Raw genomic sequence first — 21,165 nt, forward strand, 5'->3', positions numbered from 1 at the left:
TCTCACTTCAGAAGGTTCCGCTTGCTCATCTCATCGAGCGACCGCTGATACCCGTCCTCTTCGACGGGCTCCGAGAGGACCCATTCGACGAAAGCGGTGACGCCCTCCTGGAAGGAGACGCGCGGGGTGAATCCGAGCGTCTCGGCGAGGTGGGAGGTGTCCGCGACGTTGTGACGGATGTCCCCCAGGCGGTAGTTGCCGGAGATCCGAGTCGGCACCTCGCGCCCGAACGCGGTGAACAGCGCCGCGACCACCTCGTTCACGGTCGTCGCGACGCCGGAGCCGACGTTGAACGTCTCCCCCGCCGCCCGCGGGTCGGTGGCGGCGAGGAACGTCGCCTCGACGATGTCGTCGATGTAGACGAAGTCCCGGCTCTCTTCGCCGTCCTCGAAGATGTTGATCTCCTTGCCCTGACGGATGAGCGTGGAGAAGATCGAGAGGATGCCGGTGTACGGGTTCTTGAGCGACTGACCGGGTCCGTACACGTTCTGGTACCGGACCGACGTCCCCTCGATCCCGATCGTCGGTGCGACGGTCATGACCAGGGATTCCTGCATCTGCTTCGTGATGCCGTACACGGAGGACGGATGCAGAAGCGCATTCTCATCGGTCGGGACGAGGCGCAGCGGCCCCTCTCCTTGCACGTGCACGTCAAAGTCTCCCGACGCCATGTCGGCATCCGCACGATGGCCGGGGTACACCTGGCGCCCGTCCTCGGTGAGGTACGCGCCTTCGCCGTAGATCGATCTCGACGACGCGATCACGACACGGCGGACGGCGTGCTCCTCGTTGGCGAGGATGTCGAGGAGCTTGGCCGTGCCTCCGACGTTCGCCTCCACGTAGCGGTCGATCTCGTACATCGACTGCCCCGTGCCGGTCTCCGCGGCCAGGTGGACGACGATCGTCGCCCCGGAGAGCGCTGCGCGCAGGTCGTCCTTCGAGGCGACCGTACCCACGATCACATCCGCGATCCCGTCGAGCGAGCGCAGCAGGGGCGAGGTCTGCTCCGGCGTGTCCCCGTGCACCTGGGGGATCAGCGAGTCGAGCACCGTGACACGGTGGCCGTCACGAGCGAACCGCGCTGCGAGCCGGGTGCCGATGAAGCCTGCACCACCGGTGATGAGCACGTGTTCGGACATACGGGAGCCTCCTGCAGGTGTATCGACGCGGCGATCCGGCGCGCCGGTCTGTGATCAGACGGCGAAGATATGCGCCAGCGTCGATTGTAGCCCAGCGCGATTCCCGTGCCGGATGACACCGGGGAGCTCCGTCACGGCGTGCAGACGCGACATGACCCGCGCCCGAGCGGTCACACGGGTGCGACGCCACCCCTTCTCGTCCGCGAGGCCACGGGCGATCGCGAAGTACGCCCGCTCGTCGCGGAAGCGCCGCCCGTCGAGCAGCGTCTTCTGAGAGGCGCTCGACCCGTGGCGACGGTACGAGAAGGCGAGCTCGGGCACGTATGCGAGCGAACCGCCCTCGAAGGCGATGTCCATGAGCAGCGCCAGATCCTGGATGATCGGCAGCCCATCGCGGAAGTCGATCCGCTGGAGCGTCTCGGTCCGGAAGGTGAGCGACGGCCAGTAGAGCCAGTCGCCGCGGATGAGGCTGGTCGCCATGCGTTCCCCGGCGAGGAGAGCGATTCCCTTGCCGCCCCGAGGCGCGAGCAGGCCCTGCTTCACGCGGTCGACGAGCGGCCGGATCACGGTTCCGTTCTCGTCGATCACCTCGACACCGGGCTGGATGACGTCGACCTCGGGGAGGCGGGCGATCACCCGTTTCACGAGGCCGACGTAGTTCGGGTGGAGCAGGTCGTCGCAGCCGAGGATCGTGATGTGCGAAGTCGTCGCGCGACGGATCGCCTCGCGGTAGTTCTCGGTGATGCCGAGGTTCTTCTCGTTCCGGATGTAGCTGATCCGCTCGTCATCGATGCCTGCGAAGTACTCCGGCACCGACTCGTCGGGATAGCAGTCGTCGATCACGATCAGACGCCAGTCCCCGTCGCGCTGCGCGCGCACCGAGTCGACGGTCTCCCTGAGGAGCGCGGGGTCGCCCCAGAACGGTACGAAGATCTCCAGGGTCATGCTCTTCCCTCCTCACGATCGCGGATACCGCGGTCGTCTCTCGTCGCGCTCATCCGCACAGCACGACCTTGTACAGCACCGCGTCCCCGACCTCGTCGACCTTCTCGACGGCCTGGGACGATCGCAGTCGGTCAAGACCCTTGTACGGGTGCTTGCCGTCGTTGACCTCCTGGGTGCCGAAGTCGAGAACGTACTCCACTCCGAGGTCGTCGATCGCGGCGCACACCTCCGCCGAGCCCGGCTTCGCCGAGTCGAGTCGGTCGAGGAGCACGGACATCTCCTCGGTGATGTCCATCAGCGTGTGCGGCATGACCACCGGACGATCGGCGATCGCGTAGGCCAGGGCGGTTCCGGTCCAGGGGCTGCCGAGGATCACCGCGTCCTCCGGTACCTCGTCGTCGAGACGCTCGATGAGGGCGAGCTCATCCGAGGTCAGCAACGGTGACTCGTCGGTGGTCGCGAAGGCCCCCTGAGCGCTCGCCACGGCCTGACGCATCGTGCCGACCTGCGGGACCACGACGAGGACGAGCAGGACGACAGCCGCCAGCGACGCGCGGCGGAGACCCGTACGACGGATGCGGCGCGTGCTCCAGCGTGTCGCGGCGGCCCAGAGGGTCGCGCCGCCGACGGCCGCGAGCGGGACCCAGGCGATCGCGAGCAGAGCCGCGAGTCGCGGGGCGTTGTTGTACCACGCGCCTGTCAGGATGTCCCGCTGCACCAGGTAGGGCAGACCCGAGACGACGATGTACAGCCCCGCAGCCGCGGCGAAGAAGCCGACCGCCATCCAGTCGGTCGCCGATCGGCGACGGAGGCAGACGACGAGACCGGCGATCGCGAGCGCCGCCACGACCAGGTTGACGGGGCCGAACCAGACGGATGCGGTGAGGACCTCGCCGACCGCCTGCCCGACGGTCTCGGTCGGCAGCCACGACCGCGCGTCGACAGGAGGCCGGAGGACGTACCACGCGACCAGCGCGATGATCGAGTAGGCCGCCGCACAGACCGAGGAGACGATCTTCGCGCGCGTTGATGCCCGCGAGGCGAGCAGTCGGATCCAGAGCACCAGAAGCACCACTGTCGTGAAGACGAGCAGCGCCACGAACCCACCGGGATGCGCGATCGCGATCGCCGGCACCGAGCCCAGCGCGCCGACCACGAACGGCCAGCGCTCGCTCCACGACGCTCGCGCGCTGGCGGCGATGACGAAGGCGATCGGCACCCCGATCATGCTCAGCGACATCATGTAGGGGAAGAGCACGCCGTAGTCGACGAGCAGCAGCGGGAATGCCGGGATCGCGACGCTGATCGCGGCGCCCGCCACCATCTGCGGAGCCGAGGATCCCGCGAGCATCCGGGTCAGGAGCAGGATCGACACCGGCCACGCGAACGCCGCGAAGAAGATCATCACGGCATTGGAGACGATCGGGATGCTCACGCCCGTGAGCTGCACGACGAGCGAGGCCACAGCGTGCCAGCCGGACGGGTAGAACGGCAGTCCTCCGGTCGCGGCGGAGGTCATCGAGCCGATCGTGAGCGGCGACACCGACCCGGTGTCGAGCGCGTAGCGGATGGCGTTGAGGTGGAAGATGTTGTCGAAGGTCTGCGAGATGTTCTCGGGCGTGCCGATCACGACGATCAGCTGCACCACCACGACGGCGACGGCGCCGCCGATCGCGAGGAGTGCGGTCCGACCGAGACGGTCGCCGATGCGGAGCGCGGATGTCGAGAACCACGGCATGAACCGCAGGACCGTCGCGATCACGGCGATGACCGCGGTGACGGCGATGACCGGCACGAGGCCCCACCCGAGACCGACGAAGGGAGCCGCGAGGGCGGCGAGAACGATGACGGTCGTTCCGGCCGGCACCGCGAGCGCCCAGGCGACGTGCCCCCGGGCGCCGAGCAGCAGGGAGATGAGGAGCCCCGGGACGAGGACGATCGCTGCGGTGGCGAGCACGGCCAGACCGAGGTCGATCCATACCATGTGCGCAGCACCTCTCTCATCCTCGCAACCGGATGTCGGTCGCCGGCGTCGATCCTATCGAGGATCGCCTGGGCGACCGCCGACACACCGCACGCGGGCACGATGAGCTCGACGACTGGACGAGAACCTATGATTGGTGAGGCGTTCCACCCGAACCGGACGTCTGACGGAGGTGACGAGAACGCCGTGTCTCACACATCAGTACCCGATGAGCTGCGACTCACGCAGCCCGGCGGGAGTACCGGACTGCTCGACGTGTTCCGGCGGCGGTACCTTCTCAGCCTGATCGTCCGCAAAGAGGTGGGCATCCGGTATCGGGGCTCGGTGCTCGGATGGCTGTGGTCGTATGTCAAGCCGCTGATCCAGTTCCTCGTCTTCTTCTTCGCCCTCGGCGTCTTCCTCCGTCTGAACGACAGCATCGAGTACTACCCGCTCTACCTGCTGTCGGGCATCACCGCGGTGACCTTCTTCAACGAGTCCTTCTCGAACGCCACGAGGTCGCTGGTCGACAACGCCGCGCTGATCAAGAAGATCTACTTCCCGCGGCAGATGTTCCCGGTCGCGAGCACGATGGTCGCCGCCATCAACACGGTCCCCCAGATCATCGTCGTGGTGGTGATCGCCCTCTTCTTCGGATGGACGCCGACGTTCATCGGGATCGGCGCCCTCCTTCTCGGCCTCGTCATCATCGCGCTGCTGGCCACGGGGCTCGGCCTCCTCTTCGGCGCGATCAACGTCACCTTCCGCGACGCGCAGAGCTTCGTCGAGATCATCGTGATGGTGTCGGTGTGGGCGTCGCCCGTCATGTACCAGTGGCAGATGGTGGCGTCCAAGGTTCCCGAGTGGCTGTTCCAGCTGTACGCGCTGAACCCGATCACGGGTGCCGTCGAGCTGTTCCACTACGGCATCTGGCATGCACTCGACCCGGCCAACGCGGCCCCGCTGCCGTCGCTGTGGCTGCACTCGCTCATCGCTCTCGCAGTGTCCATCGTCATCCTGATCATCGGCGAGATCGTGTTCCGCCGTCTGGAGGGTCGCTTTGCCCAGGATCTCTGACGCGCCTCGCATCCTCGTCGAGGACGTGCACAAGCACTTCAAGCTCCGTCACACGCACTCCATCAAGGAGACGTTCGTGGCGGCCGTGCGGCGCAAGCCGCTCACCACCGACTTCCAGGCCCTGGACGGCGTCTCCTTCGAGATCGGCGAAGGAGAGGCCGTGGCGCTGCTCGGCTTCAACGGATCCGGCAAGTCGACGATGCTCAAGCTGATCTCGGGGGTGCTGCGCCCGGATGAGGGCCAGGTGCGCACCAGGGGCCGTGTGGCCGGTCTGATCGAGGTCGGAGCGGGCTTCCATCCCGACCTCTCAGGTCGCGAGAACATCTTCCTGAACGCCGCGATCCTCGGCATGTCCAAGCAGGAGACGAAGGATCAGTTCGACTCGATCGTCGAGTTCAGCGAGATCGAGAAGTTCATCGACACCGAGGTGAAGCACTACTCGTCCGGCATGTTCCTCCGGCTCGCCTTCTCCGTCGCGATCCACACGCACGTCGACGTGCTGCTCATCGACGAGATCCTCTCCGTGGGTGACGAGCCGTTCCAGCGCAAGTGCCTCGCCCGCATCCGCGAGCTGCACGCCCAGGGCAAGACCCTCGTGGTCGTGAGTCACGACCTGAACATGGTCTCCGACCTCTGCGAGCGGGGAATCCTGCTCCAGGACGGGAAGATCCGCTACGACGGGCCGAGCAAGGACGCCGTCGAGCTCATGCGCGTGTGAGGCGACGCGGGTCTCACAGATCCGCGTGCAGCCCCCACACCCGCTCGGCGGCTCCGAGCCAGGAGAACGCGCGAGAGCGATCTGCTGCCAGGACGCTGAGCCGACGCGCCCCGCTCCCGAGCGCGTCCACGACGGCATCCGGGATCTCCGCGGGGTCGACGATCGCGCCGCCGTCGGCGATGACATCGCGGTGCATCCCGCTCTCGACGGCGATCACCGGGACTCCGAGCGTCATCGCCTCGACGACGCGCCAGGGCCACGCGAACAGATCACTCGTGGCGACGAGCGCGGACGCCCCGGCGAACACCGCCGCGCGGTCGTCGCGCGACAGAGCACCGCGCATGTGCGCACGCGATTCCGGCAGACCGGCGGCCACCGCGATCTCGGCGAGTCGCGGCTCCGCGCCCTCTGCGACATCCAGCACCACCGCCTCGGCTCCGGCCGCGACCGCTGCGCGGAAGCCGGCTTCGAGACTGCGCTCCGACCCGGTCAGGACGATGTAGCCGCTCGGGAGCGACAGAGCGGCACGTCGCGCCGCCGCGTCGAGAGGCACGACGAAGCCCGATGGCGCGGCGCCCGCGATCACGCGGATCCGATCGCCGAGCTTGGTGGTCTCGCCGAGCCTCGCGGCCATCGCATGCGACGGCACGACGACGGCATCCGCGTGCTTCACCGCACGCTTCAGCATCGCCCGCTGCCACGCGACCGCCGACTTCGAGAGGGACTCCGGCGCATCCCACGCCAGCAGATCCCAGGTCGTGACGGTGGTCTGGTCATGATCGTGCAGCCGGTCGTGGCGGACCAGCGGCGCCATCAGGGTGGACGAGTGGATGAGCCCGCCGCCGACCCCCTGGGTCAGGCCGAGCTGCCAGGATGCCGCGAGCTCGCGGCGCGCGAGGGGCAGTCTGCGCACCTCGACGAGACCCTCGATCGACGGCTCGGACGCGGCGGGGACGATCGCCTCGACCACGCATCCCGACGGCGCCGTCCGGACGAGCCCCGAAGCGAGCTCGACGGACGCCGCGGCCTGGTCGGCGTCGACGACATGCGCCAGCTGATCGAGGACAACACGCAGCCGAGCACTCATGCGACAACAGTAGTCGTCGGCGACCTCGGATCCTCGCAGCGCGACCGCGCGTGACCCGGATTCGCCGCTCACACGCACGTCCTCGCCTCGCTTCGTGCTTGAATGCTCAGATGAGTGACGGACGCCTCCCGGTGCGACGCCGGTGGCTGCGATGGTCCATCGGTGCGGTCCTGACCCTGATCGTGCTGGCGATCGGGTGGGTCACCGTGCGCGGCATCGGAGCGGTCAACGATCTGCAGGAGGTCGCGTCGACCTCGCCAGAGCTCAAGGCGGCCATCGGCGAGGGCGACCTCGACCGAGCGGCCTCACTCGCGTCGGGGATCGCGCACCATGCCGACTCCGCCCACGGCCTCACGTCCGACCCCGTCTGGCATGCCTTCGGAATCATCCCCTGGCTCGGACCCAACTTCACCGCGGTCAGCGAGGTGGCGGAGATCGTGGACTCCGTCGCCGAGGACGCGCTCGTGCCCGTGCTCGACGTCGCCGACGACCTGGACCTCGCGAGCCTCGGGTTCTCGGGCGGCGCCATAGATCTTGCTCCGTTCACCGGTATCGAGCCGTCGCTCGCCGAGGCGAGCGCGACGCTGACGGTGGCCGAGTCCCAGGCGCTGCGCATCGACGCGGACGGCACCCTGCCTCCCCTCGCCGAGGCGGTGCGCGAGATGCGCGCGACGGTGACGCAGGCGGCGACGGTCGTCGGCTCCCTGCACGGTGCGGCCGTTCTGCTCCCGAGCATGCTCGGGGCGGAGGGGCCCAGGAATTACGTGATCGCCATGCAGAACAACGCGGAGCTGCGCTCGTCCGGCGGCATCATCGGCGCGATCGCCCTCCTGCACGCGGAGGGAGGTCGGATCAGTCTGATCCAGCAGGCCTCCACACTCGACTTCCCCGTCCTCGACGAGGCGCTCCCGCTCAGCGAGTCGACCATCGCGCTCTTCGAGGATCGTCCCGGCCGATATCTGCAGAACATCACCAGCATCCCCGACTTCACCGAGGCCGCCCCGCTGATCGCCTCCCGCTGGGAGCAGCGGTTCGGCACGCCGGTCGACGGTGTCATCGCGGTGGACTCGGTCATGACCGAGCACCTGCTGGCGGTCACGGGACCGCTCTCCTTCGGTCCGTTCACCGCCGACGAGGACAACGTCGTGAGCATCCTCCTGTCGGAGATCTATGCCGCTGTCCCCGACCCGGCCGTGCAGGACCAGGTGTTCGCGCAGGCCGCCAGCGCGGTGTTCGGCGCGGCTCTCACGGGCGGCGACCCGAAGCAGCTCCTCGGCGCCCTCTCGGCCTCGGCGGAGGAGAACCGCATCCGCATCTGGAGCGTGCACGACGACGAGGAGCAGGTGCTCGCCGCGACCACGCTCGGCGGTGCGCTGCCGACCGACGACACCGAGACCCACGTCGGCGTCCTGGTGAACGACGCGACCGGCGGCAAGATGGACTACTACGCGGATGCCGCCATCACCACCGCGGTCGGCGTGTGCGACGGCGAGCCGACGACGCAGATCCGCGTGACCTGGACGAACGGCGTCACCGCCGAGACGGCGGGCACGCTCTCGTCGTATGTCACCGGCGGAGGGTTCTACGGCGTGCCGCCCGGCTCCCTGCGCACCCTCGTCATGGTCTACGGACCCGAGGGAGCCACCCCGTCGCACATCGACCGCGACGGGACGGAGGAGACGGTGCAGACCGCGCTCCTCGGCGACCGCACGGCCGTGCAGCACGATGTGCTTCTCGCGCCCGGGGAATCCACCACGATCACGGTCGAATACACCGGCGAGGGTGCCGGTGAACGCCTCACGACGGTCGAGCACACGCCCCTGGTCGGCACCCCGGAGATCACCCGCGAAGAACTGCGTTGCGCATCGTGACTTTGCTCTCGCGATGATGTAGTGTCATCCCCACTGGGGAATATCTGGGCTCAGTGATTCTGTCGTGGGGACAGAATGAGCCCACACAGTCGGACGCAGGGGTGTGTCCGAATGTGATTCCGCGTGTATTTCTGGGGAGAATCATGCTGAAGAAACTGGCTGCAATCAGCCTTACCGCTGGCGTACTGGTGCTGATGGCACCCGCTGTCGCCTCTGCCGCACCGGCCGACTCCGATTCCTATGCGGAGACGCCGCGCGTCGCCGTCGGTGATCCGATCATCGACATCTGCGAAGTATCGACCGTCGTCTTCGGCGCAGGGTACTTCCAGCCGTCTGAGAACGTCGGCGTCTCGGTGTCGGGTTTCGACGCCGGAGCCTCGGCGGTGTCGGGCAACACGGCTGCTTCTGACGGCAGCATGATGGTCACGTTCCGTCCGCCCGCTGACGGGGAGGGTTCGTACTCCCTCGCCTTCGCGGGAACGCGTTCGTACACGGCGACGATCACCGTGTCCCACGGACACGACTCGGCCGTGAGCTGTGACCACGATCCGGCTGTGGCAGCAGCCGGAAGCGAGCTTCCGCTCACCGGCGGGGGGCTCGAGCTGGCTCTGACCGGCGCAGAGGTCTCCCCCTGGATCCTCGGTGGCGGCGCAGCCGCTGTCGTGGCGGGTGGCGCTCTCGTCGCCACAGGAATCGTGCGCCGCAACAAGCAGCGCGCCTAGGTCAGGCTCCCGCCGTGTGCGGGGGTCGGCTGGACGACGGTGATCCCTCCCCCTCCGATCACCGTCGTCTGGCGACTCCGGTGACTCACCGGAGGCCCACGGTCGCGCCCTTACTCTCGAGGAGCGGCCGTGGGCTTGTTCATGCACGGCGCACGATCACCCAGCCATCGCGGTGATCCGTCACCGCCCACCGCATGCCTCAGGTCGGCTCTCTCAGGGAGGGCGATCAGGGAGTGGGATCAGGCGTCGGCGTCGGCCGGTGCAGCGCCTGCTGGATCATCGAGTGGATGTAGGCGTAGTCGGGGCTGAGCTCCTCCACGCCGTTGTCCGGCGTGAGCTCGATCGTCGTGACCTCCTGCTCCTTCGCCTTCGTCATCAGCTCGAAGAACTCGGGAAGCTTGTCCTGAGGCAGATCCGTGCTGATCAGGGCGGTGCCGGCAGCAGCGACCTCGTTGAACCGCGTGAGCACGGTCTGCGGTGTGAACTGCGCGAGGATCGCCTCCTGCAGCTCCCGTTGGCGCTTCATCCGGTCCCAATCGCTGGTCGTGTAGCGCGAACGCGCGTACCACTGCGCGGTGTCGCCGTCCATCACCTGCGTACCGGGCTCGATCCACCCGATCGCCCAGGCGTCCACGTCGTAGGGGTCCGTGCCGTCCGGCGGCCCTCCCTTGGGGAGGCGCTCGGTCGCGGTGATCGTGACACCTCCGAGGGCGTCGACGAGCGCGGCGAAGCCGTGCATGTCGACGAACACGTAGTACGGGATCTCGATGCCGAGCACACCCTCGGCGGCGTCCTTCGTCGCCTCGATGCCCGGGTCGGATCCGTTGGCCACCGCGTCCGGATAGAGGCCGGTTCCGTTGTCCTCGCGGCAGATCTCCGCAGCGTTGCGGATGTGGTTCATCCACCCGTTCCATCCGCACGCACTCGACTGATGTCCTTCGAACCCGTTCGGGTACAGCGCCTGCATCGGGCTGCCCTCGCTGAACGGGGCGTGCGGCAGCTCGCGCGGGATTCCCGTGATCGTCACGGCCCCGGTCGACGCGTTGACCGACACCACCGAGATGCTGTCGTAGCGCATGGAATCGCGCCCCTCGCCGCTGTCCGCGCCGAGGAGGAGGATGTTGTAGTAGCCGTCACTGGGCGGCAGGCTCGGCCCGCTCTGCCCGAAGATCGTGCTGATCGTGTTCCTCGCGGAGCCGACGATCGACGCCGCATACGCGGTGCCGGTGCCGACGAGGCCGAAGATCAGGAGCGCGACGAGCGGGATCGCCAGCCGCGACAGCCCTGGCACCTTGACCAGCCGGACGAGGCGAAGGGTGTCGAAGGTGAGGACGAGCCACAGCACGACATACGCGATCAGCAGCACCTGGATCAGGGTCAGGACGGCAGCGGAGAAGAACCCGCCTCCCACCGTGAGCCAGAGGAAGAACGGACGAGCGAAGAGCCCGAGTCCCGCGGCCACGATCACGAGCAGCCATGCGACCAACGTGGCTCCGAGACCGAATCGGCCCAGCCGTCGGTGGCCCGCGAGCACCTGCGCGGAACCGGGGACGAGCACGTTCAGCAGCACCAGCCACCAGCCTCGCTTGGTCATCATCCCGCCGTCCGAGGAATCGGGATGACGCAGCGGTCTCGTCTCGATGAGAGGTCGCGCCGCACCACGCGGCGGCGCGAGGGTCACAGCGACCCCTTCAGCCGTTCGTTCTTCTCCTCGACCTGGGCCTCCAGGTCCAGGGCGTAGGCCTCGACCCGGTCGGCGAGGTCGTCGTCGGACGTACCCAGAATCCGAGCGGCGAGGAGTCCTGCGTTCTTCGCGCCGCCGATCGACACCGTCGCCACGGGGATGCCGGCCGGCATCTGGACGATGGACAGCAGCGAGTCCATCCCGTCGAGATAGGCCAGCGGGACCGGGACGCCGATCACCGGCAGCGGCGTCATCGAGGCGAGCATCCCCGGCAGGTGCGCTGCTCCCCCGGCTCCCGCGATGATCACCCGCACGCCGCGACCGCGCGCTTCGCGTGCATACTGCATGAGCTTGTCAGGCGTGCGGTGAGCCGACACGACCTCCACCTCATGCGGAATGGCGAAGTCCGTCAGCGCCTGCGAGGCGTCGCTCATCACTCGCCAGTCGGAGTCGGATCCCATGACGACCCCGACGAGGGGCGCAGCGGAGGAGTGCAAAGGCTCAGTCACCCACTCAGGCTACGGTCTGGTGCTGGGAGAAACCCCGAACGGCACGCCTCTCGTTCCAGCCCGTCGCTTCTCAATCGAAGTGGGCCGCGGCGGCACGTGCCACGTACACGGCGTCATCGAGGTCGTCTCCCGAGACGTTCACGTGTCCGACCTTGCGGCCGGGACGCGGATCCTTGCCGTAGGTGTGGATCTTCGCCGCCGGATGCTCGGCCATCGCGCCCGCGAATCGCTCCCCGAGCGACCCCTCGCGAGGTCCGCCGAGGATGTTCACCATGACCGACCACTGCGACCGAGGAGCGGTGTCGCCGAGCGGCAGATCCGCGACGGCCCGCAGATGCTGCTCGAACTGCCCGGTCACTGCGCCGTCCTGACTCCAGTGACCGCTGTTGTGCGGCCGCATGGCGAGTTCGTTCACGAGGATGCGCTCGTCGTCGGTCTCGAACAGCTCGACCGCGAGCATCCCGGTGACTCCCAGGCCCTCGGCGATGGAGCGCCCGATGCCCTCGGCCACCTGAACGAGCCGATCGGCTGCCGCCGGCGCCGGCGCGATCACCTCGGCGCACACTCCGTCGCGCTGCACGGTCTCGACCACGGGATACGCGACGATCTCGCCGCTCGGTCGGCGCGCGACCTGCTGCGCGAGTTCGCGCACGAACGGCACCAGTTCCTCGACGAGCAGAGCTTCTCCGTCGCCGAGAGCGGCGAGCCAGTCCTGCGCGTCGTCCGCCGAGCGCACGACGCGCACGCCCTTGCCGTCGTAGCCGCCGCGAGGCGTCTTGACGACTCCCCTGCCGTCGTGGTCGTCGAGGAACGCCTGCAGCTCGGTGCCGTCGTGCACGGCCGCCCAGTCGGGCTGCGGGACGCCGAGTTCAGCGAGCCGGGCGCGCATGACGAGCTTGTCCTGAGCGAACTGCAGGGCGTCGGGACCGGGATGCACCGCCACACCGTCCGCCACCAGGGCGCGCAGCACGGCCTGGGGAACGTGCTCATGATCGAACGTGACGACGTCGACATCCTTCACGAAGGCACGGACCACCTCGATGTCGCGATAGTCGCCGACCGCGGTCGCGGCGAGATCCGCCGACATCCCCTCGCCTTCGGCCAGCACCCTGAGGTCGAGACCCAACTCGACCGCCGGGGCGATCATCATCCTGGCCAGCTGGCCGCCACCGATCACGCCAACGCGCAGCGCCATGTGCGCCTCCATTCGTCCCGACCATTCTCCCGTATCCGCGCGCGTGTCGCTCGCACGCCCCGTCGACAGCGGCCCTCGGAGGTCAGAAGCCGCCGGAGGCGTCCTGGCCGGACTGCGCATCGCGGTGCGCGAGGATCTGGCTCACCTCGATCTGATCCGCCAACGCCTCGTGGACCAACGTCACGTTGGGCACGTTCGCGAGACGCAGCGGCGCATCGACCCCGTTCGACAGGGTGATGGTCCCGACACCCCACATCCGCTGCACGATGCCGCGGCGCACGCCGATCGTGTATCCCCGGATGTGCGACATCTCCCGACGGTTGCGGGAGCCGAGACCGTGATTCACGATCACCCGGCGCGTCGTCACGGTGGTCGACCGCGAGAACCAGATCGCGTAGGGAACGACCACGAGCAGCAGCAGCGCCGCTCCCGCCGCGGCGAGCAGCATCCAGTTCTCGAACGGAGCGGGAAGGTTGTCGAAGAAGAAGGCCGTCGCTCCGAACACCGCGATCAGCACGAGAGCGGACCAGAACAGCCTGCGGGCATGACCACGGAACCGAGCGATGAGCAGCTCTTCGGTGGGCACGCCTGGTGGCGGCATCGTGGGCCGACCACCGAGGGTCACGGGCTGGGTCACCCCTCCATTGTGCCCGCCGCCGCCGACAACGCCATCTGCGCGCCGGGCGTGTCAGGCTCCCGTCGGCCTGACATGCACGACATCCCCCGCGGAGACAGCGTGCAGAGCATCGCCCTCTCTGACGACGAGACGCCCCTCGGAGTCCAGCGAGACGGCCGTCCCCTCGAGCGCCCGATCACCCGGAAGCAGCACCCTCACCTGCTGCCCGAGGGTGCCGCAGCGCGCGCTCACGGCCGCGTGCAGGCCGCTGATCCCAGCGTCGCCGGTCGCGACCAGGCCGACGAGCGCCTGATCGAGTCCCTCCAGGTATCGAGCCAGCAGTCGGTCGACCTGCACATCGATCCCGAGCACGGCGAACGACGTCGCGGTCGGAACCGGGAGCTGTGCCGCGGTCATGGTCGTGTTGACGCCGGTGCCGACGATGACGGCGTCGCCGGTGGCCTCCGCGAGGATGCCGCAGATCTTCCGACCGTCGACGAGCACATCGTTGGGCCACTTGACGGACACCGTATGCGCCTCGGCCTGATCAGCGACCGCCTCCGCCATGGCGAGACCCGCGGCGAGCGGGATCCAGCCGCGGGCCTCCGCGACGACCGGAAGCCGACGCAGCAGCACAGAGACAGCGAGCGCGGTGCCTGCGGGCGCAGTCCACTGGCGGTCGAGTCGTCCGCGGCCCGCCGTCTGATCGTCGGTCAGCAGGACCGACAGGTGCGGCCACGCGTCGACGTCTGCCGCCAGCTCTCGGAGCATCGCATTCGTCGAACCCGCCTCCGCGATCACCTCGACGCGTGCGGCGATCGATCGCAGATGCGGAAGCTCGACCATCACAGCTCCTCGTCGGCGACTTCTTCGTCGTCGTCATCCTCGTCGCCGCGCACCGCGCCGACCTCATTCGCATGCCAGTGGTCCCACTCGTTCATGAGGTGCCCGATGGCCGCGTGGAACTTCTCGGTCGCGACCCCCTGTGTCGTGTCGCCGAAGTAATGCTGGACCCACATCCGGAGTCGCGCCGTCGCGGCCACGTCGGCGCGGACGCGTTCGACCTCGGTGATGATCTCGCCCGCGGCATCCGCGTCGAGCCACTCGCAGTCCGACAGATACCCGTTGGTGTCGACGGAGGCGCGGTCGTCCGTCGGGCGCGTGATCAGAAGCGGCTTCCCGACGGCGAGACGGTCGTAGACCATCGCCGAGATGTCGACCACGGCGACATCGGCGGCCGCGAGCTGCCAGCCGAGCTCGGCACCGTGGTCGTAGACGTGCGTCGCGCGGGGGTCGCGGTCGTTCGCCGCGGCGATCGACGCGATGATACGTCGGTGCGCGGCGCCGTACTCGGGGTCCACCACTCCGCTCCGGGGGTGGGGGCGATAGATGACCCGGTGCTTTCCCGAGGCGAGGAGAGCCGAGACGAGGGCCTCGCCGTGGGTCGCGATGGAACCGTAGTGCGCACTGGGGCGATCGCCCTCCCACGTCGGCGCGTACAGCACGACGATGCGATCATCCGGCGTGTACGGCAGGACGCCAGAGTAGTGGTCCGCCTGCGGTCGACCGATCTCCAGCGTCCGCTTGTCGATGTCGTAGTCCCACAGCGTCCGCGAGAGCCGATCGCGTGCGGCCTGGCCAGCGACGAAGGCGTAGTCGTAGGCCTTGTACTGGTTGGTGGTCATGTACATCTTGTCGGACTCGCCGTGGTTGATGAACACGTGCCAGCGCCGTCCGTAGCGGAACATCTGGAAGTTGCGGGTGTTCTGGTTCACGTAGAGCACGACACGGATGTCCTGCGTGGCGATGAAGCGCTCGAGGTCGCGCACAGTGGGGACGAATGCCACGGGCGGGGCGTCCTCGTCGAGAAGCTTGTCCGCCCCCGTCGCCGACCGCGCGAGCACGACCACGGGCCAGTGCTTCGCGAGCTCGGCGAGCGGCCGGTACCACTGACGCATCTGATACATGTTCACGGCGCCGTCGGCGAAGTACACCGCGACCTGATATCGACCCGGTTCATGCGGTTCATCCGCCGCCAGACGACGCCGCACCCGCTGGACCGCGGTGCGCGAGGCGAGCGCCCGCTTCAGCAGACGGTAGGCCTTCTTCGCATCCGACACAGCACCCATCTCTCCAGGATACCGAGCGCCCGGCCGCCTCCCGTCGAATCAGCGAACGTCCGACGAGCGCATGCCATGATCGTCATGTGCCCCACGACGATTCGCCCGCTCCCGAGACCGGGGTGTCCTTCGTCATGCCTGTCCTGAACGAGCGGGCGTATCTGGAGCACGCCGTCGCCTCGGTGCTGGCGCAGGAACTGACCATCCCCGCGGAACTCGTGCTGGCGCTCGGGCCCTCCTCCGACGGCACCACGCAGCTCGCCCGGCGTCTGGCTGCGGAGGACGGGCGGATCCGTCTCGTCGACAATCCCGCCGCGCACATCCCGGTCGGGCTCAATGCCGCGATCCGCGCGAGCCGGTACGCCACCATCATCCGCGTCGACGCGCACTCGGAGCTCTCTGCCGGGTACGCCGCGCGCGCCCTCGAGACGCTCGAACGCACGGACTCGGCCAACGTGGGCGGGGTCATGCATGCCGAGGGACGCACGCCGTTCCAGAAGGCGGTCGCGCGGCTCTACAACTCCCCTGTGGGCCTCGGCGGCGGCGCGTATCACGGTGGCACCCAGGAGGGCGAGGCCGAGTCGGCATATCTCGGCGTGATGCGTCGTGACGTGCTCGACGAGGTCGGTCTCTTCGACGAGACGATCCGCCGGGGCGAGGACTGGGAACTCAACCTCCGCATCCGGCAGGCGGGGTACCGGGTGTGGTTCGACCCTCGACTGTCGGTGACCTACTGGCCTCGGGAGAGCTGGATCCGCCTCGCCCGCCAGTTCCGCGCGACCGGCGCATGGCGTGGGGAACTCGTCAGGCGGTTCGGGCGACGGAACGGCATCCGCTACTTCGCTCCCCCCGCGCTCGTCGTCCTCGTCGTGGCCGCGTTGGTGACCGGCATCCTCCAGCTGACCGGCCTCGTCAGCGGATGGCTCTCCCTCGCACTCTCCCTGATCGTGCACCTGCCGATCGTGCTCTACGTCGTGCTGGTCGTCGCGGTGGCGGGCATGCGCGGCGGCGGCGGCCCACGTCAGCGCCTCTGGACCCTCATCGTGCTCCCCACCATGCATCTGTCGTGGGGGCTGGGATTCCTCGGCGGTGTGCTGCGCGGCGCCCGTGACACGGTCGACGCGTCGCGGCTCGGCACGCAGAACACTCCGCTTCCCTGATCTGCGCTTCCCTGATCCTGCGCTGCGCTTCTACCGGTGGGGTCTAACGCGTGAGGTAGCCCTGATCGAGGATGCGAGCCACGACCCGCTCAGAGGCGTTCCCGTCGTCACGCCTGTTGAACTGGGCTCGCCACGCCGAATATCGCTCAGCGAAGGTCTGCTCGTGCGTCTCGTCGGCCAGAGCCGCCACGAGCTCGTCCTGCGTGTGCACGAGAGGCCCGGGCGCACGGCTGGCCAGATCGAAGTAGAAGCCTCGCAGCTCTCCGCGGTAATGGTCGAGGTCGGGGACGAGGAAGTACATCGGCTTGCCGGTGACGCTGAAGTCGAACATCACGGAGGAGTAGTCGGTGATCAGGGCGTCGGCGGTGAGCAGCAGCTGCGCCGTCTCCGGGAATCCGGTCACATCGATGACGCGGGCCCCTGCGCGGTCTCGGCCCGTGTCGATCGTCCGCGAATGCCCGCGCACCAGCACGACCGAATCCGTCTGCTGCGCGAGTCGCTCGGGGTCGATGAAGTCCACCATCTCCTTGCGGTCGTCCCGCCAGGTCGGCGCGTAGAGCAGCACGTGCTCGCCCTCGGCGATGCCGAGCGCCGCCCGGATCGCTGAGGCATCTCCCGTGACCAGCGAGTCGTTGCGCGGGTAGCCCTCGACCCAGATCGGCCGGCCGAAGAAGGCGTACGCCTTGCGGAGGATGCGCTCTGCATAGGTGTTCTGCGCGAGAAGAACGTCCCACCGGCGCGATTCCTTCACGACCGCCGCCATGCGCCGCGGATCGAAGCCCGGGCGATGCAGAGCCAGACGCTTGAGCGGTGTGCCGTGCCATGTCTGCACGACCTTCTGGCCGGGTTTGCGCACGAAACGCCGCCTCAACCAGTCGTTCACGATCAGGAGCCGAGCGGCGGCACGGGCCCGCCACCACTCCGGGCTGCCCTCGACCACCGCGACGGCGCCCTCCGGCACCTCGACCGAGAGGTCGACGACGCTCCAGTACCGCACGACGTCCGGGGCCGCCGCGGCGAGCGCGCGGTCGATCGCTCGGGGGTTGCAGCCGACGCTGCGCCCATAGAAGCTCTCGAAGAACACGGCGTTCTCGGTCCCGCCCGGGTGCGAGACGTAGCGTCCTTCGAGGGTCGCCTGCCCCTCGGCCGTCTCGTAGACGGGGTCGATGGGCGCCGCGATCTGCGCGGTCGTGGAGTCCACGGCGATGCGGACGCCGTCGAGCACGACGGGTGCGACGGACAGGTCGTCGAGTTCGGCGCCGGGGATGCGGATCTCATACGCGCCGGCGGGCAGGGGCAGCTCCGGTCCGCCCCATCGTGCCGCTCGCAGAGGGAACGTCGCCTTCCAGGTCTTGCCGCCGCCTGACACGCGCGCAGTCACGCGGGCACGAGGTCCCACGAGCTCGGCGGCACGGGGACGGGGTCCTGTCCCCGCGATGATCAGCGTCTCTGCCGTCTCATCGATACGGGCCGTGGTCATGCTGCTCCCTTCGGCGCGGGGATCCCCCGCGCGCGGATCGTCTCGTACACCCGTCGGGTGTTGCGTCCGTCGCGGAACGCATGCATCTCCGCGCTGAGCGTAGCGGACCTCGCGGAAGCGTCTGCGAACGCCACGTCGTCGTCGAGCAGCTGCGCGAGCCGTGCGAGCAGCGCTCCCCAGTCGGCCGCGGGGTCCTCGCCCGCCACGTCCTGAAAGCGTCCGTAGAACCCGCGAGTCCGCGCGTACTCGTCCGCGTCGGGAGCGAGGAAGAGCACCGGCATCGCGATCAGCCCGACGTCGTACGCGAGCGACGAGTAGTCGGTCACGAGCACGTCGACCGCGGGGAGCACGGGCGTCACGTCGGGAAGCACGTCGGACCCCAGCGTCCGCACCCGATCCGTGGGCAGAGGCGGTGCGTACCCGCCCGCGCCGAGCGGGTGCGAGCGGACGAGCAGGATCGCATCGTGCTCGTCGAGCACCGCGACGATCCGCTCCCACTGCTGCGCTGACGGCACCGCGGGATCCGGGGATCCGTCGCGCCATGTCGGCGCGTAGAGGATCGTCCGTGCACTCCCCGGCAGAGAGCCGACGGCGTCGCGGAGGCGTGCGCGGGCCGTGTCGCGGCGGTCGTGGCTCGACCCGGCCGAGAGCACATCGACACGGGGCTCCCCTGTCACGACGACCCGGTCATCGCCGAGAGCGAACGCCGACTCGAGGCGTCCTCGCGCACGGTGCGATGCCGCCGGGAGCACCCGAATGCGCTGTGCCGTGGCCCGGTACAGCAGCGCGACGACTCGGCGCAGCATCGGCGCTCCCGGGACGTCGGGGACCTGGACCGTCGCCGGTGAATCCAGGCCGATGCGCTTGAGCGGGATCCCGTGCCAGAGCTGCACCACGAACGCGCCGGAGTTCGCGTACCGGTTCACATCTCCCAGACCGTGAGTGACGACGAGCACTCCGGCGCGGGCGGTCGCCCACCATCCGCGCAGTCCGGACTTCGGGACCGTGCGGATGCCGAGTTCGGCCGCATCTCGCTCTTCCCGTTCCGACGATGTGAGCCACAGGGTGTCGTGTCCGTGTTCGGCGGCGACACGCTGCAGAGCCAGGGCACCGTCCCCGATACCCGCGCCGCACCCGAAGACCCAGCGATCACCACGCGGGACGAGGGCCGTTCCGACGCGTCCGGCGAGGTAGAGCGGGATCCTGAGCAGCTTGGCCGCATTGCCGGAGCCGAAGGAGAAGGACGCCACCCCGCGAGCCTATCGCGGGGTGGCGTCCTTCTCGGCGCACTCGTCGTGACTGTCGTCAGCCGGCGAGCGTCCCCAGGGTCACATCGATCTCGTACTCCTTGCCGCCACGGATGTACGTGACGGTGGCGTCGCTGCCGCCGGCCGCCGCGCGGACCTGCGCGGTGAGGTCGGTGGCGCTCGTGACGGGCACTCCGTTGAACGCCGTCACGACGTCGTTCGCCTTGAGGCCCGCCGCCGCCGCAGCACCTCCGTCGGACACGTTCGCGATCAGCGCGCCGGCGACCTCGGCGTTCTCCGCGCTCGCGGCATCCTGCACCGAGGCGCCGAGCAGACCATGGCTCGCGGCACCGTCGGCGATGATCTCCTGCGACACGCGCTTCGCGACGTTCGAGGGGATCGCGAAGCCGATGCCGATCGAGCCCGACTCCTCGGAGCTGCCCGAGCTCGCGATGGCCACGTTGATGCCGATGAGCTCACCCTTGCTGTTGACGAGGGCACCGCCGGAGTTTCCGTGGTTGATGGCGGCATCGGTCTGAATGACGGCGATCGAGATCGACTCCGACGTCTGCTGCGAGGTGTTGCCGGGAAGGTCGAACTGGAACGGACCCTCACCCTGCCCGTTCTCCGGAGACTCCTCCTGCTGAGGGGCATCCTCCGACGACGAGTCGGGCAGCGCGGACGACGCGATCTGGATGCTGCGGTTGAGCGCGCTGACGATGCCGGTGGTGACCGAGTTCGACAGGCCCAGCGGCGCGCCGAGCGCCACCGCGGTGTCACCGACGTTGAGGTCGGAGGAGTCCGCGAAGTCCATCGGCGTGAGGTCCGTCGCATCCGTGAGCTTGATCACGGCGAGGTCGTAGAGCGGATCCGTACCGACCACCGTTGCCGAGAAGATGCGACCGTCGGAGGTCGTGACGCGGATCGTGGGGTCGGCGACCGCGCCGCCGAGCGTGACGACGTGGGTGTTCGTCAGCACGTATCCGTCGTCGCTGATGATGACGCCCGAGCCGCTGCCCGCTTCGCTCGACCCTGCGACCTCGATCGTGACCACCGACGGGAGCGCGGCGGTCGCCACCGCGGTCGTCTCGTTCACCGACCCGGGGTTGTTCACCGTCACGGTCTCGGGCCCCTGGGCGACGCCGGTCGAGTTCTGGTTCGAGATGCCGTTGAGGATCGCCCCGCCGCCGAAGCCGGCGACACCGCCGACGAGAGCCGCAGCGACCACGATCGCGGCGAACTTCACTCCGGCGCGAGGCTTCTCCTTGACCTTGGGGGCACCGGGTGTCGGCTCGCCGCCGACGCCGGGCTGCGCCGCGGTGTGGATGCCGAATGCGGCCCCGGGGGCGCTGGCGGTCGCTGCGCCGGGGGCCTGCGGTGCCGCGTACGGCGACTCGGGGCGCGGCGGAGTGCCGACCGGGTGCTGCGCGGCGGGAGGCGACGTGAAGGTCTGCGGGACCTCGTGCCCCTGACCGACGTTCGCGGCGGCGCGAGGGGTCTCAGCGGCTGCCTGGGTCGTCGAACGGTCGACGACCTCTGCTGCCTCGGTGGACGGCACGGCGTCGTGCGACGCGGGTACCGAGTGGTCCTGGGTGCTGTCTTCGTTCATGGTGTGCTCCTTCAACAACGCCC

18 protein-coding genes are annotated in these 21,165 nt (G+C 68.8%); 5 read left to right on the forward strand and 13 right to left on the reverse strand.

The features are described 5' to 3' along the window. Positions 1-2 precede the first annotated feature (2 nt). The 3 genes from HWD99_RS16220 to HWD99_RS16230 are packed head-to-tail and all read right to left on the reverse strand — an operon-like array spanning position 3 to position 4,068. On the reverse strand, positions 3-1,139 hold the full coding sequence (locus tag HWD99_RS16220) for an NAD(P)-dependent oxidoreductase (protein WP_241797228.1): 1,137 nt from the start codon (positions 1,137-1,139) through the stop codon (positions 3-5). Between the two features lie 54 nt (positions 1,140-1,193). Further along, a complete protein-coding gene (locus tag HWD99_RS16225) occupies positions 1,194-2,084 on the reverse strand; it encodes a glycosyltransferase family 2 protein (protein ID WP_241797229.1) in 891 nt (296 codons plus the stop codon). A 49-nt stretch (positions 2,085-2,133) separates the two neighbouring features. Further along, positions 2,134-4,068 carry a DUF6541 family protein gene (locus HWD99_RS16230; protein WP_241797230.1) on the reverse strand — a complete coding sequence of 645 codons (1,935 nt, stop codon included), beginning with the start codon at positions 4,066-4,068 and terminating at the stop codon, positions 2,134-2,136. A gap of 186 nt (positions 4,069-4,254) precedes the next feature. Between HWD99_RS16230 and HWD99_RS16235 the strand changes: the two genes are divergently transcribed. Both HWD99_RS16235 and HWD99_RS16240 read left to right on the forward strand, forming a co-directional pair. Continuing rightward, positions 4,255-5,124, forward strand: coding sequence for an ABC transporter permease (locus tag HWD99_RS16235; RefSeq protein WP_241797231.1), 870 nt, complete (start codon positions 4,255-4,257; stop codon positions 5,122-5,124). After that, the gene (locus HWD99_RS16240) at positions 5,108-5,842 is read left to right on the forward strand and encodes an ABC transporter ATP-binding protein (protein WP_194764692.1); all 735 of its coding nucleotides are present in this window, start codon (positions 5,108-5,110) and stop codon (positions 5,840-5,842) included. The genes HWD99_RS16235 and HWD99_RS16240 overlap by 17 nt, the downstream gene beginning before the upstream one ends. 13 nt (positions 5,843-5,855) lie before the next feature. On the opposite strand, the gene HWD99_RS16245 is transcribed toward HWD99_RS16240, so the two are convergent. Further along, positions 5,856-6,929 (reverse strand): glycosyltransferase, encoded by a 1,074-nt coding sequence (locus tag HWD99_RS16245; RefSeq protein ID WP_241797232.1) that lies wholly within the window; start codon positions 6,927-6,929, stop codon positions 5,856-5,858. Positions 6,930-7,039: 110 nt separating this feature from the next. Between HWD99_RS16245 and HWD99_RS16250 the strand changes: the two genes are divergently transcribed. Together HWD99_RS16250 and HWD99_RS16255 are read left to right on the forward strand one after the other, a co-directional pair. Then, a complete protein-coding gene (locus HWD99_RS16250) occupies positions 7,040-8,800 on the forward strand; it encodes a DUF4012 domain-containing protein (RefSeq protein ID WP_241797233.1) in 1,761 nt (586 codons plus the stop codon). Between the two features lie 143 nt (positions 8,801-8,943). Continuing rightward, positions 8,944-9,522 (forward strand): hypothetical protein, encoded by a 579-nt coding sequence (locus HWD99_RS16255; protein ID WP_241797234.1) that lies wholly within the window; start codon positions 8,944-8,946, stop codon positions 9,520-9,522. 226 nt (positions 9,523-9,748) lie between these two features. Here HWD99_RS16255 and HWD99_RS16260 read toward each other — a convergent pair whose 3' ends face one another. The 6 genes from HWD99_RS16260 to HWD99_RS16285 all read right to left on the reverse strand — a co-directional run bounded on the left by HWD99_RS16260 (position 9,749) and on the right by HWD99_RS16285 (position 15,655). Next, a complete protein-coding gene (locus HWD99_RS16260) occupies positions 9,749-11,119 on the reverse strand; it encodes an LCP family protein (protein WP_241797235.1) in 1,371 nt (456 codons plus the stop codon). 80 nt (positions 11,120-11,199) lie between these two features. Next, positions 11,200-11,667 (reverse strand): 5-(carboxyamino)imidazole ribonucleotide mutase, encoded by a 468-nt coding sequence (purE, locus tag HWD99_RS16265; RefSeq protein WP_241797403.1) that lies wholly within the window; start codon positions 11,665-11,667, stop codon positions 11,200-11,202. A gap of 118 nt (positions 11,668-11,785) precedes the next feature. Next, entirely contained in the window at positions 11,786-12,922 is a 1,137-nt protein-coding gene (locus HWD99_RS16270; protein ID WP_274618354.1) for a 5-(carboxyamino)imidazole ribonucleotide synthase, read from the reverse strand. 70 nt (positions 12,923-12,992) lie between these two features. Then, entirely contained in the window at positions 12,993-13,547 is a 555-nt protein-coding gene (locus tag HWD99_RS16275) for a PH domain-containing protein (protein WP_374205482.1), read from the reverse strand. Between the two features lie 51 nt (positions 13,548-13,598). After that, positions 13,599-14,372 carry a biotin--[acetyl-CoA-carboxylase] ligase gene (locus HWD99_RS16280; protein WP_241797237.1) on the reverse strand — a complete coding sequence of 258 codons (774 nt, stop codon included), beginning with the start codon at positions 14,370-14,372 and terminating at the stop codon, positions 13,599-13,601. Continuing rightward, on the reverse strand, positions 14,372-15,655 hold the full coding sequence (locus HWD99_RS16285) for a CDP-glycerol glycerophosphotransferase family protein (protein ID WP_241797238.1): 1,284 nt from the start codon (positions 15,653-15,655) through the stop codon (positions 14,372-14,374). Before HWD99_RS16285 ends, HWD99_RS16280 begins: the two co-directional genes overlap by 1 nt. A 125-nt stretch (positions 15,656-15,780) precedes the next feature. On the opposite strand from HWD99_RS16285, the gene HWD99_RS16290 reads away from it, so the two are divergent. Next, positions 15,781-16,806, forward strand: coding sequence for a glycosyltransferase family 2 protein (locus HWD99_RS16290; protein WP_241797405.1), 1,026 nt, complete (start codon positions 15,781-15,783; stop codon positions 16,804-16,806). A gap of 43 nt (positions 16,807-16,849) precedes the next feature. Here the strand turns inward: HWD99_RS16290 and HWD99_RS16295 are convergent, their stop codons facing one another. The 3 genes from HWD99_RS16295 to HWD99_RS16305 are packed head-to-tail and all read right to left on the reverse strand — an operon-like array spanning position 16,850 to position 21,142. Further along, positions 16,850-18,286: a CDP-glycerol glycerophosphotransferase family protein gene (locus HWD99_RS16295; protein WP_241797239.1), complete on the reverse strand. Its 1,437-nt coding sequence runs from the start codon at positions 18,284-18,286 to the stop codon at positions 16,850-16,852. Next, the gene (locus tag HWD99_RS16300) at positions 18,283-19,536 is read right to left on the reverse strand and encodes a CDP-glycerol glycerophosphotransferase family protein (protein WP_241797240.1); all 1,254 of its coding nucleotides are present in this window, start codon (positions 19,534-19,536) and stop codon (positions 18,283-18,285) included. Before HWD99_RS16300 ends, HWD99_RS16295 begins: the two co-directional genes overlap by 4 nt. A 55-nt stretch (positions 19,537-19,591) precedes the next feature. Beyond that, positions 19,592-21,142 carry a S1C family serine protease gene (locus tag HWD99_RS16305; protein WP_241797241.1) on the reverse strand — a complete coding sequence of 517 codons (1,551 nt, stop codon included), beginning with the start codon at positions 21,140-21,142 and terminating at the stop codon, positions 19,592-19,594. Positions 21,143-21,165 lie beyond the last annotated feature (23 nt).

The sequence above is a fragment of the Microbacterium sp. C5A9 genome (assembly GCF_022627955.1).
In the GTDB taxonomy this organism is placed as follows: domain Bacteria; phylum Actinomycetota; class Actinomycetes; order Actinomycetales; family Microbacteriaceae; genus Microbacterium.